This is a genomic window from Boseongicola aestuarii (genome assembly GCF_900184815.1).
Classification (GTDB): domain Bacteria; phylum Pseudomonadota; class Alphaproteobacteria; order Rhodobacterales; family Rhodobacteraceae; genus Boseongicola; species Boseongicola aestuarii.
On sequence record NZ_FXXQ01000008.1, the window covers coordinates 151,304 to 168,319 of the forward strand.

At 60.0% G+C, this 17,016-nt stretch carries 19 protein-coding genes; 9 read left to right on the forward strand and 10 right to left on the reverse strand.

What is annotated here, in order from left to right:
• Positions 1–2 precede the first annotated feature (2 nt).
• A complete protein-coding gene (locus tag BOA8489_RS12680) occupies positions 3–335 on the reverse strand; it encodes a TraR/DksA family transcriptional regulator (protein ID WP_217897952.1) in 333 nt (110 codons plus the stop codon).
• Between the two features lie 91 nt (positions 336–426).
• Here BOA8489_RS12680 and cysE point away from each other — a divergent pair, with 91 nt between their 5' ends.
• The 4 genes from cysE to BOA8489_RS12700 all read left to right on the forward strand — a co-directional run bounded on the left by cysE (position 427) and on the right by BOA8489_RS12700 (position 4,433).
• Positions 427–1,242, forward strand: a complete 816-nt coding sequence (cysE, locus tag BOA8489_RS12685; protein WP_093974398.1) for a serine O-acetyltransferase — start codon at positions 427–429, stop codon at positions 1,240–1,242.
• A gap of 137 nt (positions 1,243–1,379) precedes the next feature.
• Positions 1,380–2,447, forward strand: a complete 1,068-nt coding sequence (locus tag BOA8489_RS12690; RefSeq protein ID WP_093974399.1) for a PLP-dependent cysteine synthase family protein — start codon at positions 1,380–1,382, stop codon at positions 2,445–2,447.
• Between the two features lie 129 nt (positions 2,448–2,576).
• Positions 2,577–3,998, forward strand: a complete 1,422-nt coding sequence (locus tag BOA8489_RS12695; RefSeq protein ID WP_093974400.1) for a hypothetical protein — start codon at positions 2,577–2,579, stop codon at positions 3,996–3,998.
• Between the two features lie 105 nt (positions 3,999–4,103).
• Positions 4,104–4,433, forward strand: a complete 330-nt coding sequence (locus BOA8489_RS12700) for a nuclear transport factor 2 family protein (protein ID WP_093974401.1) — start codon at positions 4,104–4,106, stop codon at positions 4,431–4,433.
• Here BOA8489_RS12700 and BOA8489_RS12705 read toward each other — a convergent pair.
• The 5 genes from BOA8489_RS12705 to pdhA all read right to left on the reverse strand — a co-directional run bounded on the left by BOA8489_RS12705 (position 4,430) and on the right by pdhA (position 8,867).
• Positions 4,430–4,786, reverse strand: coding sequence for a carboxymuconolactone decarboxylase family protein (locus BOA8489_RS12705; protein WP_176440295.1), 357 nt, complete (start codon positions 4,784–4,786; stop codon positions 4,430–4,432). The genes BOA8489_RS12700 and BOA8489_RS12705 overlap by 4 nt on opposite strands.
• A 113-nt stretch (positions 4,787–4,899) precedes the next feature.
• Positions 4,900–6,207, reverse strand: coding sequence for a pyruvate dehydrogenase complex dihydrolipoamide acetyltransferase (locus BOA8489_RS12710; RefSeq protein WP_093974403.1), 1,308 nt, complete (start codon positions 6,205–6,207; stop codon positions 4,900–4,902).
• The gene (locus BOA8489_RS12715) at positions 6,207–6,443 is read right to left on the reverse strand and encodes a hypothetical protein (protein ID WP_141138291.1); all 237 of its coding nucleotides are present in this window, start codon (positions 6,441–6,443) and stop codon (positions 6,207–6,209) included. The genes BOA8489_RS12710 and BOA8489_RS12715 overlap by 1 nt, the downstream gene beginning before the upstream one ends.
• A 22-nt stretch (positions 6,444–6,465) precedes the next feature.
• Entirely contained in the window at positions 6,466–7,839 is a 1,374-nt protein-coding gene (locus BOA8489_RS12720; protein WP_093974405.1) for a pyruvate dehydrogenase complex E1 component subunit beta, read from the reverse strand.
• A 17-nt stretch (positions 7,840–7,856) separates the two neighbouring features.
• The gene (gene pdhA, locus BOA8489_RS12725) at positions 7,857–8,867 is read right to left on the reverse strand and encodes a pyruvate dehydrogenase (acetyl-transferring) E1 component subunit alpha (RefSeq protein WP_093974406.1); all 1,011 of its coding nucleotides are present in this window, start codon (positions 8,865–8,867) and stop codon (positions 7,857–7,859) included.
• Positions 8,868–9,084: 217 nt separating this feature from the next.
• Here pdhA and BOA8489_RS20475 point away from each other — a divergent pair, with 217 nt between their 5' ends.
• Both BOA8489_RS20475 and BOA8489_RS12735 read left to right on the forward strand, forming a co-directional pair.
• Positions 9,085–10,266, forward strand: coding sequence for a sensor histidine kinase (locus BOA8489_RS20475; protein ID WP_176440296.1), 1,182 nt, complete (start codon positions 9,085–9,087; stop codon positions 10,264–10,266).
• Positions 10,233–10,646 carry a response regulator gene (locus tag BOA8489_RS12735; RefSeq protein ID WP_245813822.1) on the forward strand — a complete coding sequence of 138 codons (414 nt, stop codon included), beginning with the start codon at positions 10,233–10,235 and terminating at the stop codon, positions 10,644–10,646. The genes BOA8489_RS20475 and BOA8489_RS12735 overlap by 34 nt, the downstream gene beginning before the upstream one ends.
• A 4-nt stretch (positions 10,647–10,650) precedes the next feature.
• On the opposite strand, the gene BOA8489_RS12740 is transcribed toward BOA8489_RS12735, so the two are convergent.
• The 3 genes from BOA8489_RS12740 to BOA8489_RS12750 all read right to left on the reverse strand — a co-directional run bounded on the left by BOA8489_RS12740 (position 10,651) and on the right by BOA8489_RS12750 (position 13,284).
• Positions 10,651–10,953, reverse strand: coding sequence for an FtsB family cell division protein (locus BOA8489_RS12740; protein WP_093974407.1), 303 nt, complete (start codon positions 10,951–10,953; stop codon positions 10,651–10,653).
• Positions 10,954–11,157: 204 nt separating this feature from the next.
• Positions 11,158–12,045: a fructose bisphosphate aldolase gene (locus BOA8489_RS12745; RefSeq protein ID WP_093974408.1), complete on the reverse strand. Its 888-nt coding sequence runs from the start codon at positions 12,043–12,045 to the stop codon at positions 11,158–11,160.
• Positions 12,046–12,102: 57 nt separating this feature from the next.
• Entirely contained in the window at positions 12,103–13,284 is a 1,182-nt protein-coding gene (locus BOA8489_RS12750; RefSeq protein ID WP_093974409.1) for a phosphoglycerate kinase, read from the reverse strand.
• A gap of 141 nt (positions 13,285–13,425) precedes the next feature.
• Between BOA8489_RS12750 and BOA8489_RS12755 the strand changes: the two genes are divergently transcribed.
• The 3 genes from BOA8489_RS12755 (at position 13,426) to BOA8489_RS12765 (ending at position 15,661) form a co-directional block, all read left to right on the forward strand.
• Entirely contained in the window at positions 13,426–13,932 is a 507-nt protein-coding gene (locus BOA8489_RS12755) for a peptidylprolyl isomerase (RefSeq protein ID WP_093974410.1), read from the forward strand.
• On the forward strand, positions 13,925–14,494 hold the full coding sequence (locus tag BOA8489_RS12760) for a peptidylprolyl isomerase (protein WP_093974411.1): 570 nt from the start codon (positions 13,925–13,927) through the stop codon (positions 14,492–14,494). The genes BOA8489_RS12755 and BOA8489_RS12760 overlap by 8 nt, the downstream gene beginning before the upstream one ends.
• Before the next feature lie 192 nt (positions 14,495–14,686).
• Positions 14,687–15,661, forward strand: a complete 975-nt coding sequence (locus BOA8489_RS12765) for a DUF3179 domain-containing protein (RefSeq protein ID WP_093974412.1) — start codon at positions 14,687–14,689, stop codon at positions 15,659–15,661.
• A gap of 81 nt (positions 15,662–15,742) precedes the next feature.
• Here BOA8489_RS12765 and tyrS read toward each other — a convergent pair whose 3' ends face one another.
• Positions 15,743–16,996, reverse strand: coding sequence for a tyrosine--tRNA ligase (gene tyrS, locus BOA8489_RS12770; protein WP_093974457.1), 1,254 nt, complete (start codon positions 16,994–16,996; stop codon positions 15,743–15,745).
• Positions 16,997–17,016 lie beyond the last annotated feature (20 nt).

The following is a 17,016-nucleotide window of genomic DNA, read 5'->3' on the forward strand; positions in this document are numbered from 1 at the left end:
CTTCAGCCCTTCGCGCATGACAGACAGAGACTGACGGTCGGGTCCAGAGCGATCCGACCGGCGGCGATGTTCTCTCCGCAGTCCTGACAATAGCCGAATTCATTGTCTTCAATGCGCTTCAAAGCAGCAATGATCCGCTGCCGACGCCCCGCGCGACGTCGTGCGGTGGCTTGCGCCATGGCTTGACGCTGCATCGCGTCCATACGGCTGAGACGCCCCACCGATTGCTGATCCAGGGTCACGGTCTTTTGATCGTCGGCCCCCAACGTGTCTTCACGCTCAAGCGCCTTAAGCTCTTCATTCAGAAGCCTTTTAGCGTCACCGAGATCCATCATCTTCCTCGCAAATTATTGCAAATCCCTTTTCAGGTTTCCCTGCCGCGTCTATATGTTGTAGATGCCGCAGGGCAGTGAGAAGGATTTGGCCATGGCCGAGCAACAGCGTAAACCCCGAAAACTCGATCCCGTATGGGATCAGATTTGCGAGGACGCGCGTGCTGCAGTCATGAAAGAGCCGCTGATCGGCGGGCTTGTTCACTCGAGCATTCTGCACCATCCGTCGCTTGAACGCGCGCTCAGCTATCGGGTCGCGATGAAGCTGTCGTCCGACGAAATGTCGCCGCAAATCCTGCGCGAAATCGCGGATGAGGCCTATGCACGTTCGCCCGAACTTGGCGAAGCGGGCCGCGCTGACCTGGTCGCAATTTTCGAGCGTGACCCGGCGTGCCACAGCCTGATGCAGCCGCTTTTGTACTTCAAGGGCTATCAGGCCGTGCAGGCCTATCGTATTGGCCACTGGCTCTGGCAGCAGGGGCGGCGCGACCTTGCCTATCTCATTCAGGCCCGCGTCAGCGAGGTCTTCGGCGTCGATATCCACCCCGCCGCCAGGATCGGCAAGGGTCTGATGATCGACCACGCCCATTCCATTGTCATTGGCGAAACTGCTGTTGTCGGCGACAACGTGTCGATGCTGCATTCGGTGACGCTGGGGGGAACCGGCAAGGAAGACGATGACCGCCACCCGAAGATCGGCAACGGCGTGCTGATCGGCGCCGGCGCGCATGTGCTGGGCAATATCCGCGTTGGATCGTGCTCGCGGATTGCGGCCGGCTCGGTCGTTCTGGAAGAAGTCCCACCCTGCAAAACCGTCGCGGGCGTGCCTGCGAAAATCGTTGGCGAGGCCGGTTGCGACCAGCCCGCGCTGACGATGGACCAGATCCTGAACGGCTGTCCCGGACAGTAACTTCTCTGCGGAAATACCGTCCGGTTTGACGTCGCGAAGGCGAACGCATTCCCCATCAATTGGCTCCGCTCTTGCGCTTTGGCGCGCGGATCGTCAGATCTGGTGTCATTTCAGATACCAGCGAGGGGGAAAATTTCATGGCCAGCAGACAAACAGAGGGCAGGGGTCGCCGCTACGAGTCCATTGTGGACACCATCGGCGACACGCCCGTGATCCGGATCAACCGGATCGGACCCAAGAACGCCACTATCTACGTCAAGTTCGAGGCTTTCAACCCTGCCGCCTCCGTGAAAGACCGGCTTGCGATCTCGATCATCGAAGCGGCGGAAAAGGACGGTCGCCTGAAGCCCGGACAAACTGTTGTCGAGGCGACCTCGGGCAATACGGGCATCGGGCTTGCGATGGTGTGCGCGGCCAAGGGCTATCCGCTGGTCATCACCATGGCGGACAGTTTCTCCATTGAGCGCCGCCGTCTGATGCGGTTCCTCGGTGCGAAGGTCGTGCTGACACCACGCGCTGAAAAGGCCGTGGGCATGTACAAGAAAGCGGTCGAACTGGCCAAGAAGAACGACTGGTTCCTTGCCAGCCAGTTCGAAACGCCGGACAACGCCGACATTCACGAAGCCACCACCGCGCGCGAAATTCTTGCCGATTTCAAAGGCGAGCGGCTCGATTACTTCGTGACGGGATATGGCACCGGCGGCACAGTCTCCGGCGTCTCGCGCGTTTTGCGCAAGGAACGTCCCGACACTAAGATCATCCTGACCGAACCCGACAACGCGGCCCTGATCGCATCTGGAGTCGCGCAATCGCGTACCGACAGCCATGCGCCGGACAGCGGCCACCCCGCATGGGCGCCGCATCCCATCCAAGGCTGGACGCCGGACTTTATCCCATATGTCCTGCAAGAGGCGATCGACGGGCATTACTACGACGATCTGCTGCCTGTCGCAGGCGCGGACGGCATCGCATGGTCCAAACGCCTTGCCGCCGAGGAGGGCATTCTAACGGGCGTTTCGGGTGGGTCGACCTTTGCGGTGTCGATGAAAGTCGCCGAAACCGCGCCCGAAGGCTCGGTGATCCTGTGCATGTTGCCCGACACGGGCGAGCGGTATCTCTCGACGCCGTTGTTCGATGGCATTCCCGAAGAGATGACCGACGAGGAAGAGGCGCTGTCGAAATCGACACCCGGTTTCCAGATGTGACTATTCAAAAGGCCGCCGATCACCGCATCGGCGGCCCAATTTTCTAAAAGCGTCATGTTTCTGAAATGAAACTGTTACCCATGCGATTTACCCCCGAAGTCATGAATTTTGCATACTTCGGGGGCTAATATGCGGGTACTCAAATCACATCTGAAAACGTCGGTCGCAGCACTTTGCGTCGTCCTTCCATGCGCGGCTTTTGCCGAAGCGCCCATTCTCGTCACATCCGGCGCTGACGCCGGGGCTGACAGCTTGCGCGCGGCTCTGGCGACCGCTGCGGCAAGTGGCGCGCCCAGCACCATCGTCTTGGCCCCCGGCACCCACATCGACCTTGCTTCGGGCCTGACCTATGGCGGCACCGATGCACTTGCGATCCGCGGGAACGGTGCGCGCATCACGTCGTTGGCCAATATCACACTGCTGACAGCCAGCGAGGGCGCGGACCTTACATTGACGGGCCTCACTCTCCAAGGCCCCGGTGGTTTTGACATCAACAACCGTGGCGATATCGACCAGACCGCCGGCAAGGGTATCTTCGTCGATGTGCGCGATGACCAGTCGGGCGTCGTCACGCTGCGCCTGTCGGATGTGACGGTTGCAAATGTCGCCGGCCACGGTGTGCATATCTCGGACTGCTCACTGGCAGATGACTGCGGCAGTGGCGGTGGCGGGGCTGGTGAAGGCTCTCCCGCCTCGATCAGCGTGGTCTTCAGCGATGTGACGATCGACGGCGTCGGGCAGGGGCGGTTTGACGCCGATGGTCTGCGCGTGGACGAGCGGTCCGCTGGAAGCATCCACCTTGTCGCGACCGGCTCGACGTTCATGGGCGTCGGCGCCGATGGGGCCGAGTTGGACGAAGGTCAGGACGGCGATGTGATCGTGATGGTCACAGATACGCTATTCATTCGGAACGGCGACTATTGCGACCCGGCCATTCTCTCCGCCTTCATGCCCGCCGAACCCGAAGGCGAGTTCGAACAGGGCAAAATGACCGAAGCCGAGATCCCCGGCCCGATCACATCCTCGCCCGATGACCGTTGCTTCGAGCGGGAAGTTGACCTTCATGAGGATGGCTCCGTCGAGGAATACGAATTCGCGAACGACGTGGACGATGGTTTTGACATCGACGAAGCGGGCGCAGGCTCGATCCTTGCGACCGTCACCCGCGCCACGATCTCCGACAACTTCGACGAAGGGCTCGACTTCGATGAAGAGGGTGCGGTCAGCATCGAACTGGCGATTTTCGACAGCACGGCGCGCGGCAATACCGACGATGCGATCAAAAACTCGGAAGAAGGCCCGGGCCATGCAATCGGCATCGTCGCCAACGTTTCGGTCACCAACAACGGCGGAGTCGGGGTGGTTTTCGAGGAAGAAGGCGAAGGCGACACGCATGTGGTCAGCCTTGGTGGCATAACGATGGGCAATGACGATGGCGACACCGGCTTTGAAGTTGTCCAGGACGATGACGGCTTCGGAACGTTCAAGATAATGGGCACAACCATCGCAGATGGCACCGACACTGACGGGGTCGTGATGGCTGACGGCTGAATGTCCGTTAGGGTTTGGAAAAAGGCGCCTTCATCGGCGCTTTTTTCTGTTTTCCGCCCGCTTGTGCTAAGATCTGCGCCTTAAGCCAAAACAGGAGGGATCGACATGAGTGTGTTCGAGAAGATGAAAGCATCCATGGACAACGAGGACACGCCGGCGTTTATGGCGCTTTTGCACGATGATTTCGTCTTCGTGCGTCACCAGTCCGGCACGACGATGTCCAAGGCCGAAATGGCCGCGATGATGACCGAAATGGAAGGCGCGACGGGCTGGTCCGTCGAAAACCAGCGCTGCATCTATGAGAACGATGACATCGTGGTGGAACACTCGGTGATGACGTTCCCTGACGGCACGCGCGAGGCTGTTCTTGGCGCTCATTCTCTGAAAGACGGCCAGATCATCCGTATGGAAACAGGTGCAACGCTGCTGTCCTAAGCTGGCGGCGGGTGCCCGCCAATAAGCTGGTCATAAGCCTCAAGCGCGCGGACCCCGTACATATACGCCGGTCCGCCGCCCATCAACACGGCCACAGATACAGTATCGGCGATGTCGTCGCGGCTGGCTCCGGCCTTGGCCGCACCCTGAACGTGAAAGCCGATACAGTCGACGCATTGCTTGGATATGCCGATTCCAAGCGCGACCAGCTCTTTTTCGCGCAATGTCATGGCTCCGTCCTTGGCCATGGCTGCGCGGTGCAGCGCCGTGAACCCGGCCCCCGTGGCGGGGCGGTCCTCGCGGAACACCGCCAAAGCCGCGCTTGTCTCATCCAGTTCTGCCTTCCAGTCCATGTCCAGGCTTCCTTTTCTCTTGGTTAAAAGAGACATGCACCAGACACGGAAAGGGCCGCATTGACGTCAGTCAAATACGGCCCCTGAAGTCAGACAGATATCACGCCAACGCGTTACGCCAGCATGGCAACCGGGTTTTCAAGGTTCTCCTTGATCGCGTTCAAAAGCTGCGCACCCAAGGCCCCGTCAATCACCCGGTGATCGACGCTGAGTGTCACCGACATGACAGTCGCCACGGTCAGTTCCCCATCGTCGCCCACAACCGGCTTTGGAACACCGGCACCGACGGCCAGAATACCGCCGTGCGGCGGGTTGATGACCGCGTCGAAGTTATCGATGCCGAACATGCCAAGGTTCGAGATCGCGAAGCTGCCGCCCATGTATTCCTCGGGGGCAAGCTTGCGGTCACGTGCGCGCGCGGCAAGGTCTTTCATCTCTGCTGACAGCGCAGACAGCGACTTCATATCGGCGTCTTTCAGAACCGGCGTGAACAATCCGCCCTCGATGGCCACAGCAACGGCCACGTCGGATGGCTTCAGCTTCAGCGTGCGATCCCCGGCCCAGACGGCATTCGCGTCCGGCACCTGCTGCAACGCGATAGCGCTGGCCTTGATGATGAAGTCGTTCACCGACAGCTTCACACCACGGCTTTCGAGCTGCTTGTTCAACTGGCTGCGGAACTTCAGCAATGCGTCCAGCTTGATATCGCGGCGCAAATAGAAATGTGGGATGGTCTGCTTGGCTTCGGTCAGGCGTGCCGCAATCGTCTTGCGCATGCCGTCCAGCTTCACTTCCTCGTATTCGCGACCCTGATACATCTTCAGAACCTGATCCGTGCTTGGACCTGTTGAAGCCGCCGCCGCTGCTGCAGGCGCTGCCGCCTTTGCTGCCGGCGCCGCCGCTGCCGCAGGTGCGGCCTCAGCGTTCTCGACGTCTGCTTTCACGATCCGACCCTTCGGCCCCGAGCCTTTGACGCCAGCCAGATCAAGGCCCTTGTTCTTGGCAATCCGACGCGCGAGGGGGGATGCGAAAATCCGGCTGCCATCGGCTGCCGCTGGGGCTGCAGGGGCGGGGGCTGCGGCCGCCGCAGGCGCGTCTGCCGGTGTTGCTTTTTCCTCAGCAGGAGCGGCCGCAGGGGCCGGTGCCGCAGAAGCCTTACCTATGTCATCCGCGCTTTCGCCGTCTTCCAGCAGAACCGCAATCGCGGTGTTCACGGCCACGCCTTCGGTGCCTTCGGCAACCAGAATCTTGCCAATCGTGCCTTCGTCGACGGCTTCGAATTCCATCGTCGCCTTGTCGGTTTCGATCTCGGCCAGAAGGTCGCCGGACGACACCGTGTCGCCCTCCTTCACAAGCCATTTCGCCAATGTGCCTTCTTCCATCGTCGGAGACAGAGCGGGCATCAGGATTTCGGTGGGCATCAGGCTTCCTCCGCAAGTGTGATCCGGTCGAACGGCCGCTTCGGCACGCCCCCGGAATATCGTTTGTTCAAGGCGCCCTCAACGGACGCGAAATGTGTCTCAAGCCAGGCGTAAACCTCGCCGTGGCCGGGGCGACGGTTGATCCCCAGCATCTCCATGACCAGCCCTTCCGGCACGTAGCCCATCACGTCGACCCCGTTCACCGGGGTCGATACACGATAGGCTTCGCGGGTCATATCAACGCCGTGAACTTCCATCTTAGCGGTAGGTCACAGCCTTGACCGCGTCGATGACTTCCTTGGTCGAGGTCAACGCCAGCTTCTCAAGGTTCGCCGCATATGGCATCGGCACGTCCTTACCGGTGCAGGCAATGACGGGCGCGTCCAGATAATCAAACGCCTCACGCATGATCTCGGCGCCGATGTGGTCGGACATCGACGCAACCGGCCAGCCTTCTTCGACCGTCACGCAGCGGTTGGTCTTCTGAACCGACCGCACAACCGTTTCGATGTCGAGAGGCCGCAAAGTGCGCATGTCGACCACCTCGGCCATGATGCCTTCTTTGGCCAACTCGTCCGCGGCCTCCAAAGCGTAAGACATGCCGATACCCCAAGAGACGATCGTCACATCATCTCCTTCGCGCCAGATGCGCGCCTTGCCGAACGGAATAGTGAAATCATCCAGCTTTGGCACATCAAACGACTTGCCGTACATGATCTCGTTCTCAAGGAACACAACCGGGTTCGGATCGCGGATCGCCTGCTTCAACAGACCCTTCGCATCGGCCGCCGAATAAGGCTGCACAACGTAAAGTCCGGGAACGCTCGCATACCATGCCGCATAGTCCTGTGAGTGCTGAGCCCCCACACGCGCCGCTGCACCGTTCGGGCCACGAAACACGATAGGCGAACCCATTTGACCGCCCGACATATAAAGCGTCTTGGCCGCAGAATTGATGATGTGGTCAATCGCCTGCATCGCGAAGTTGAAGGTCATGAATTCCACAATAGGGCGCAAACCACCCCAGGACGCGCCCACTGCGATGCCGGCAAAGCCGTGCTCGGTGATCGGCGTGTCGATGACGCGTTTGGCTCCGAACTCTTCCAGCAGACCTTGGCTGATCTTATAGGCACCCTGATATTCAGCGACTTCTTCGCCCATCAGGAATACGTTTTCGTCGCTGCGCATTTCTTCGGCCATCGCGTCGCGCAAGGCTTCACGAACCGTGGTCGAGACCATCTCGGTGCCTTCCGGATAATCAGGCTCGCGCGAAACTGACGGCTTGGCCGCTGCCGCCGGGGCAGGGGCCGCAGCCTCTTCCGCCGCCGCAGCTGGTGCTTCCTCGGTCGCCGCAGGTGCCGCCGAGGCCTGAATGTCGTCGGCACTTTCGCCTTCTTCAATCATCACGGCGATGGGGGTGTTCACCGCCACGCCTTCGGTGCCTTCGGCCACGAGGATTTTCCCCATGATACCTTCGTCGACCGCTTCGAACTCCATCGTCGCCTTGTCGGTTTCAATCTCGGCCAGAATGTCGCCGGACGACACGGTGTCGCCCTCTTTCACCAGCCATTTTGCAAGCGTGCCTTCTTCCATCGTCGGGGAAAGCGCGGGCATAAGAATTTCAGTCGCCATGTCGTGATCCTCCCCGATTAAGCGTTTTGCGGCGCGGTGCCGTCTACGTAAATGTCTGTCCAAAGTTCGCTCAGCTGCGGCTCCGGGCTCTCCTTCGAGAACTCCGCCGCCTCATTCACGATCTCCTTGATCTCTTTGTCGATCGCCTTCAGCTCGTCCTCGGTCGCGTCGCCTTCCAGCAAACGTTTGCGGACCTGCTCAATGGCGTCACGCTCCTCGCGCATCTTCTGCACCTCTTCGCGTGTGCGATACTTCGCCGGGTCCGACATCGAGTGGCCGCGATAGCGATAGGTCTTCACTTCCAGAATGTAAGGCCCTTTGCCCGCACGACAGTATTCCACTGCCCGCGCACCGGCCTCTTTCACCGCCAGCACGTCCATGCCGTCGACTTCTTCGCCCTCGATGCCATAAGCCGCGCCACGCTCCCAAAGGGAAGGCGACTTGGTCGAGCGTTTGACCGACGTACCCATCGCATAGCCATTGTTTTCAATGACGAAAACCACGGGAAGGTCCCAGATTTCGGCCATGTTGTAAGTCTCGTACACCTGACCCTGGTTTGCAGCGCCATCCCCGAAGTAGGTGAACGTCACGCGATCGTTGCCCTTGTATTTGTCCGACAGGGCCAGACCGGCACCAAGGGGCACGTTCGCACCGACAATCCCGTGTCCGCCATAGAAATGGGCGTCCTTGGAGAACATGTGCATCGAACCGCCCTTGCCTTTGGAGTAGCCGCCCTCGCGCCCCGTCAGTTCCGCCATGACGCCTTTTGGGTCCATGCCGCAGGCCAGCATATGGCCGTGATCGCGATAGGTGGTGACGCGCTTGTCACCTTCCTCGGTGTTGGCTTCAAGGCCGACAACGACCGCTTCCTGACCGATATAGAGGTGGCAGAAACCGCCAATCAGGCCCATGCCATAAAGCTGGCCTGCCTTTTCCTCGAACCGGCGGATCAGCAGCATCTCGCGGTAAAATTTCAGGAGTTCCTCTTTCGAGGCGTTCGATTTGCGCGTTGCCCGCTTTGCGGCCATGGACGACTTCCTCCCTGGTGGTGCGTAAGTAGTTCAGCGTTAAACTATCTCTTATACGAAGCGTTTGCGAAACGCACGTGGAAATCCGCCACGGGGCTGGGAAGTAGGTATGCAAAACGCGCAAGGCTGCGGGGGGTTCCGGGTGGGTCTTATATGAATCTTCATACCTGCCACCTTAGAGAGCCGTGACTGCCCTTCAAACAAAGGCACAGCCACCATGTCAGAACCGGACGCCCATTACCTGCAATCCGAGCTTGCTGCGCTGCTGCGCAAGGAAAGCCAGATCTGGTCGTTCCTCCAGCAAGGCTCGCTGGACGGGGTCTGGTATTGGGATCTTGAACACCCCGAGAACGAATGGATCAGTCCGGAATTCTGGGAGCTGCTTGGGATCGATCCTGCCACCAAGGCGCACGATCCGTCCGAATGGCAGGACATCATCTTTCCCGACGACCTGCAAAATGCACTCGCAAACTTCGAGAAGCACTGCGCCAACCCCGAACATCCCTATGACCAGATCGTGCGATACCTCCACAGCGACGGCTCGACCGTCTGGGTTCGCTGCCGTGGGGTCGCCATTCGGGATGCAACCGGCAAGCCGGTGCGGATGCTTGGCGCGCACAATGATCTGACGGCCCTGAAACGTGCCGAAATGCACGCGTGTGCCGCCGCGCGAACGGCCGCCAGCGCCAACGCGGAACTGCGCGAATTCGCCTATAGCCTGTCGCATGATCTGAAGGCCCCCGCCAATACGCTGGGTATGCTGCTGAACGAAGTTGTCGCAAGTGACGAAGGCCGGCTGAGCAATGTGCAGAGCGACCTGCTTCAGCAGGCGCGACAGACAGTCCATCACATGCAGCACCTCGTCGACGATATGTTGTCTTTCACGCAGGTGATTGGCCAACCGCTGCAATGCGAAGCCCTATCGCTTGATCAGATCGCAAGTGATACCTGCGTCGCGCTTGCAATTGCCATCCGTGACACATCTGCGCAAATCACCGTTGAAAGCCTTCCCGAGATCTCGGCGCATCAATCCCAGATCAGGACGCTGTTTCAGAACATCATCGAAAATGCCCTGAAATACCGTCACCCCAACCGCCACCCCGAGATCACGATCTCGGCCAAACCCGTTGGCGCGCACGCGGTCTCGATCGAATTTTCCGATAACGGAACAGGCATTGCGCCAGAATATCATGACCGCATCTTCCACCTTTTCAAGCGCCTGCACCGCGGCGATCAGGTTAAAGGCGTGGGCCTTGGTCTGACCCTGTGCCGCCGGATCGCACAGAACCACAACGGCACTATCAGCGTCGCGTCCGTACCTGGTCGCAGTAGTATTTTCACCTTTCAAGTCCCGAGGAAAAACCCGTGGCCGAAACCAAGCCGCGTATTGGAACCCTGATGATCATTGATGACAACGAGGTTGATCAAATGCTCTGCCGCCGCCTTGTGAAACGCTCGGGGCTCGTCGATAATGTGCTTGGGTTTCTCAGCGCCGAAGACGCTCTCGAGTACCTGAGAAGTCAGACCTTGCCCGCCGCAGATGCAATCCTGCTCGACATCAATATGCCGAAGATGGACGGGTTCGAATTTCTCGACGCGGCGACGCGCGAACTTGGCGCGCGATTTGCCCGCATCGTGATCATGATGCTGACCACCTCGCTGAACCCACACGATCAGGAACGCGCCCGGCAATACCCGGTGGTCAAGGACTACTGCAACAAGCCGTTATTGCTGGAATATCTTGAACGACTGGCCGGTGAGCTTTGTCACGAGAGATGACGGCTCAGTTCAGCGCGATCTCGTCCGAGCGGATCAGCCCGAGGATATCGCGCGCCTGCTGGTCCAGAAGGTCAAGGTCGAGATAATCGTCAGACAGCCGTCTGGTCTTGTTTTCAAGACTGGCGACTTCTTCAGCCAGACGCTCTTTTTCACGCGTCAGGACGGTCGCCTCGGCGTCGATCTGCACCCGTTTGAAAATCCCGAAGTCGCCCTGCACGCTGGCAAAGGTGAAATACAGTCCAAGCGAGAACATCGCCGCAAAGTACACGACGACACCGATAGACGGACGCTTTGGGGTGATGCTCATTCACTGCCTCGGGTTGCTCTCTGACGGAGCGATTGTTTCGGGAATGTGACATAATCCGAGGGTGCTGTGAATCCCCTAATTTACGAATTGGCAGAATTGCGCCGCGCTTTCCCGCGCCGCGACTGGCAAGGGGCCTTAAGACGACAGCCGGCAATCGCCACAAGGCCCCTCACGTTCCCCGGAATATGTCCGGGCCAATAACGATCAGGTTATCGAGGCCTGATAGATCCCGTCGATCGCCGCCGCGATCGTCGCGTTGAATTCCTCGTCCGACTGCTGCGCGCTCAGCCCTTCCGACAACGCCCGGCTGAACGAAGCGATCATGCCGTGGTTGGCGGCCAAAAGCGCGTTGGCTTCATCGCGCGCATATCCCCCCGAAAGGGCCACGACGCGCATCACTTTCGGGTGGGCGATCAACGGCGCATAGAAGTTCGCCACAGTCGGAAGCGACAACTTCAGCATTACTTCGCTGCCCTCGGGCATCGCATCGAGGTTCTTCAGGATCTCATCGCGCAAGATCGCCTCGGCCTCGGCCTTGTCTGAAATCGTGATCGTCACTTCCGGCTCGAGGATGGGCATCAAACCATGCCCCAGAATCTGCCGGCCGATCTCGAACTGCTGCGCCACGTTCGCGGCGATGCCTACCGGGTTTGCTGCATTGATGACCGACCGCATTTTTGTGCCGAACACGCCCAGACCCGCGGCGCGGCTCAAAAGCCCGTCAAGATCGCCCATCGGTTTCATCAGCTGCACGCCATCCGCCTCGGCCTCAAGCCCCTTGTCGCACTTGAGGAACGGCACAACGCGCTTTTCGCTCCACAGATACTTCGCCGCCGGTTTGCCGCCAAATTCGCGATCCATCGTCATCTCGAACAGGATCGCACCGATCACCTTGTCGCCCGTGAACGCAGGCGCGGCCACGATGCGCGCGCGCATCGCGTGGATCTGGTCGAACATTTCGGCTTCGTTCGAGTAGGCATCCTCGTCCACGCCATAAAGCTTGAGCGCCTTCGGGGATGACCCGCCCGATTGATCCAAAGCCGCGATAAAGCCCTGTCCGCTGCGCATTTGTTCCGCTTGTTCTGTGTTCACTTTGATACCCTCGTGATCTGTCTGTTAACCGTGTTTACGAAAACCGCCAGCGCGGTTCTAGTCTTGTTCAAGTGCGGCGACACCGGGCAGGGTCTTGCCCTCCATCCACTCAAGGAACGCGCCGCCCGCAGACGAAATATAGGTGAAATCATCCGCCGCCCCGGCCTTGTTCAACGCCGCCACCGTGTCTCCGCCACCGGCCACCGAAATCAGCTTGCCCGCCTTGGTCAACGCCGCCGCATGCGCCGCCGCCGCATTGGTCGCAGTATCGAATGGCGCGATCTCGAAGGCGCCAAGCGGACCGTTCCAGATCAGCGTTTTCGCCTCATCAAAGGCGGCCGCAACCCGCGCCACCGACAAAGGTCCGGCATCCAGGATCATCCGATCGGCAGGGCAGGCGTCCGCCGCCACGGTGATATTATCCGCACCTTCTGCAAATTCCGTGGCGCACACCACGTCCACCGGCAGGATAATCTCGCAGGCGGCCTCTTCGGCCTTCGCCATGATCGCGCGCGCCGTATCGGCCATCTCATGTTCGGCCAGCGACTTACCCACGCCATAGCCCTTGGCGGCCAAAAACGTGTTCGCCATACCTCCGCCGATCACCAGAACATCGACCTTGCGTACAAGGTTGCCCAAAAGGTCCAGCTTGGTCGAGACTTTCGCCCCCCCGACCACTGCCACGACCGGGCGCTCGGGCGCGCTCAATGCGGCCTCAAGGGCGCGCAATTCGGCTTCCATCAAACGGCCCGCACAAGACGGCAGGAAATGAGCGACACCTTCAGTCGAGGCATGCGCGCGGTGCGCCGCCGAAAACGCATCGTTGCAATACACATCCCCAAGCGAAGCCAGAAACTGCGCCATGCGCGGGTCGTTGGCTTCTTCCATCGAAGAAAATCGCGTATTTTCGACCAGAACAACCGCGCCGTCCGGCAAGGCGTCAAGGCTGGCGCGGTCCGGGCGTTCGACAAAGGTCACCTCGCGCCCCAGCGCGTCGCGCAGAGCAGGGACAACAATGCGCAACGACATGTCGGGGTTCGGCTGTCCCTTGGGGCGACCGAAATGCGCCAGCATCACCGGCGTGCCACCCTTGGCCAGAATGTCGTTGATCGTCGGCACGATGCGGTCGATCCGCGTGGTGTCGGTGACGGTGGTGCCGTCAACCGGCACGTTCAGATCGACGCGGGTCAGCACAAGCTTGCCGGCAAGGTCCATGTCATCGAGTGTCTTCCAGGTCATATCAGATCTCCACACAGGCGCGTTTCTTCACTCCCTATCCTAGCAGTCGCGCAGGTCAACAGGCGGATCGGCGCCTTTCGGCCTTTTCCTTGGGCGCCGCGCGCACTAGGGTCTCGCCAAATCGACACAAAGGAGCGCCCGATGGCTGACTACAAAGACCCCGAAAACACCATTCTGATCGAACTGAAAGACGGCACCGTCGCGATCGAACTTCTGCCCGATGTCGCTCCGCAGCACTGCGCGCGCATGAAGGAACTGGCCCGCGCGGGCGAATACGACAATGTGGTCTTTCACCGGGTGATCGAAGGCTTCATGGCACAGACAGGTGACGTCCAGCACGGCGATTTCGTGGATGGCTTTGATCTGCGTCGCGCCGGAACGGGCGGGTCAGACAAGCCGGACGTTCCGGCTGAATTCTCCAAACTGCCGCATGATCGCGGCACAATCGGTGCGGCGCGCAGCCAGAACCCGAACTCGGCCAACAGCCAGTTTTTCATCAACTTTTCGGACAATGCCTTTCTGAATGGGCAGTATACTGTCTATGGCCGCGTGATTTCGGGTATGGAGCATGTCGACAAGATCGCGCGCGGCGAACCTCCGATGAACCCCGACCGGATGCATTCGGTGAAGGTAGCCGCCGATGCGTAAGCTTGCTTTCGCGCTGGTATGCCTTGCCGCACCTGTTGGCGCGCAGGACGCTACCGACGGGCCGGGTCCGAATCTTGTGATCGAAGTCGCAGGCGAGGCCAGCGGCACGGTGGTGATTGACTTGCTGGAAGATGTGGCCCCCTTGCACGTGGCCCAGATCACCGCTCTGGCGGAAGAAGGCGCGTATGACAGCGTCGTCTTCCACCGGGTGATCGAAGGTTTCATGGCGCAGACTGGCGACGTCGAATTCGGCAAGTTGGGCGGCGACATGCGCATGGCCGGCCGCGGAGGCTCCGCCCTCGACGATCTTCCGGCCGAGTTTTCGCAGGTGCCGTTTGATCGCGGGATCGTCGGCATGGCGCGCAGTCAGGATCCGAATTCGGCCAACAGCCAGTTCTTCATCATGTTCGACGAAGGTTATTTCCTGAACGAGCAATACACCGTGGTCGGGCGCGTTATCGAGGGTATGGAGGTTGTCGATGCAATCAAACTGGGCCAGGGCCCGAACGGCGCCGTGATCGGTGAGCCGGACCGGATGGACAGCGTCTCGGTCAAAAGATAATGTTTCGCGCCTTCGGCGCGATCCGCTGGGAGGACGCTGTCCTCCCAGACCCTCCTGGGATATTTTGGAACAGAAGAAGGGGCGAAGGCGCGGTGTTCTCCCGGTCCTTCACCCTCGCGTGAGGGGGGCTAGGCCGCGGCAGATCCGTCTGCCACATTTGTCGCTATAGCTCGTCGAGGGAGGACCGACAAAATGCGCATGACACACCTGATAGCGGCAACCGCGATCGCCATGAGCGGAGCCGTTGTTTCTGCAAGCGCCGATCCGGCGTTCTGGAAGTTCGAGTGGCCGAACACGAATTTCGACATCACGTCGGTCGAAAGCTGGGTCGAGGTCCTGTCGGGCGGACCGCCGAAAGACGGTATTCCAGCGCTGGATGAGGTGTCGTTCATCTCGGTCGAAAGCGAGGCGCGCCTTGAGGATTTGGAGCCGGTCATCACCGTCGAAATCGACGGCGCCGTACCCCGGACCTATCCTATCCGCTATCTCACCTGGCATGAGATCGCGAATGACACTGTCGCGGGCATCCCCATAGCCGTGACGTTTTGCCCTTTGTGCAATTCCGGTATCACATTCGACAGGCGCGTGGACGGACAGACCTTGAGCTTCGGCGTTTCCGGCAAGCTACGCAACTCGGACATGATCATGTATGACCGCGAAACCGAAAGTTGGTGGCAGCAAGCCATCGGAACCGGCATCGTCGGGGAATACACTGGTGCCGAACTGAAACAACTGCCAACCTGGATGGAAAGCTGGGCCGAATTCAAAGCCCGCAACCCCGAAGGCCTCGTCATGGACGAACCGCCCTGGCCCCGCCAATATGGCCGCAATCCCTATGTCGGCTACGACAGCTCAACCCGACCCTTCCTCTATAACGGTGAAATGCCACCATACGACATCCCCGCGCTTGCCCGCGTTGTCCGCGTCGGCGACAAGGCCTGGACCTTCGAGCGCTTGCGTAAAGAGGAGGAAATCACGGAAGACGGCATCACCCTCACATGGCGGGCGGGCCAAGCCTCGGCGCTGGATCAATACACCATCGGAGACGGGCGCGACGTCGGCAGCGTGAGGGTGAAAGACGCCCAAGGCAACGACTTGCCCCACGACGTCATGTTCGCCTTCGCCTTCCACGCGTTTTTCCCGGAAGGCGACTGGAAACAGAACTAAGCGCGCTCATTCACCTGTTGTAAAATATCCCGGGGTCCGGGGCAGAGCCCCGGTCGGTCGCCGCCGTAAGGCGGCGAAACCCTAGCCTTCCATCACCACCAATGCATGCCGCTTCTTGCCCGCCGACAGCTTCACCGGTGACGCCAGGGCGCCCGCGTCCAGCATCATCCCCGGATCGGTCAACGGCGCATCGTCCAGACGCGCGCCATTCTCCGCGATCAGCCGCTTGGCGTCCTTGCCCGACTTCGCCAAGCCGGCCCGCACCAACACCTGAACCACGGAAATTCCGTCCGCCACATCCGCGGCACTCAACGAAAGCGTCGGCAGGTCATCCCCGATGCCCCCCTTCTCAAACACTTCCCGCGCCGTCGCCTCGGCCGCCTCAGCCGCCTCGACGCCATGCAGCAAACCGGTCACTTCATTTGCCAGACGTATCTTTGCGGCGTTTATGTCGGACCCTTCCAAAGCCCCGAGTCGGTCGCATTCCTCCACCGGCAACTCGGTATACAGTTTTAGGAATCGCCCCACATCCGCATCTGTCGTGTTGCGCCAGAACTGCCAGAACTCATAGGGCGACAGCATATCGGCCGACAGCCAGATCGCGCCTCCCTGAGACTTGCCCATCTTCTTGCCGTCGCTTGTCGTCAGCAATGGCGTGGTCAGGCCGAAAATCTCGCTCTCTAACACCCGCCGCGTCAGATCGATCCCGTTGACGATATTGCCCCACTGGTCCGATCCCCCCATCTGCAACAGGCAGCCATAGCGGCGGTTCAGCTCCAGAAAGTCATAAGCCTGCAAGATCATGTAGTTGAACTCGAGAAACGATAGCGATTGCTCGCGGTCCAGCCGCGACTTCACGCTTTCGAAACTCAGCATCCTGTTCACCGAGAAATGCCGCCCGATATCGCGCAGGAAATCGAGGTAATTCAGCTCGTCCAGCCACTCGGCATTGTTCAGCATGATCGCATCCGTCGGCCCGTCGCCATATGTCAGATAACGCGCGAAAGACTGCTGCATTCCGGCGATATTCTCGTCGATCTGCTCGGGTGTCAGCAGGGGCCGCTCATCGGCGCGAAACGACGGATCGCCGACCTTCGTTGTACCACCACCCATCAGCGTGATCGGCTTGCCGCCGCATTTCTGGAACCACCTCAAGAGCATGATGTTCAACAGATGCCCGACGTGCAGCGACTTCGCCGTTGCGTCATACCCGATATAGGCCGGAACGACCCCGGCAATGAGCGCGTCGTCAAGCGATTGCAGGTCCGTGCAATCCGCCAGAAAGCCGCGTTCGATGATCGTGGCAAGAAAGTCCGATTTTGGGTGGTAGGTCATGGGCCATCGTCTATGCTGAA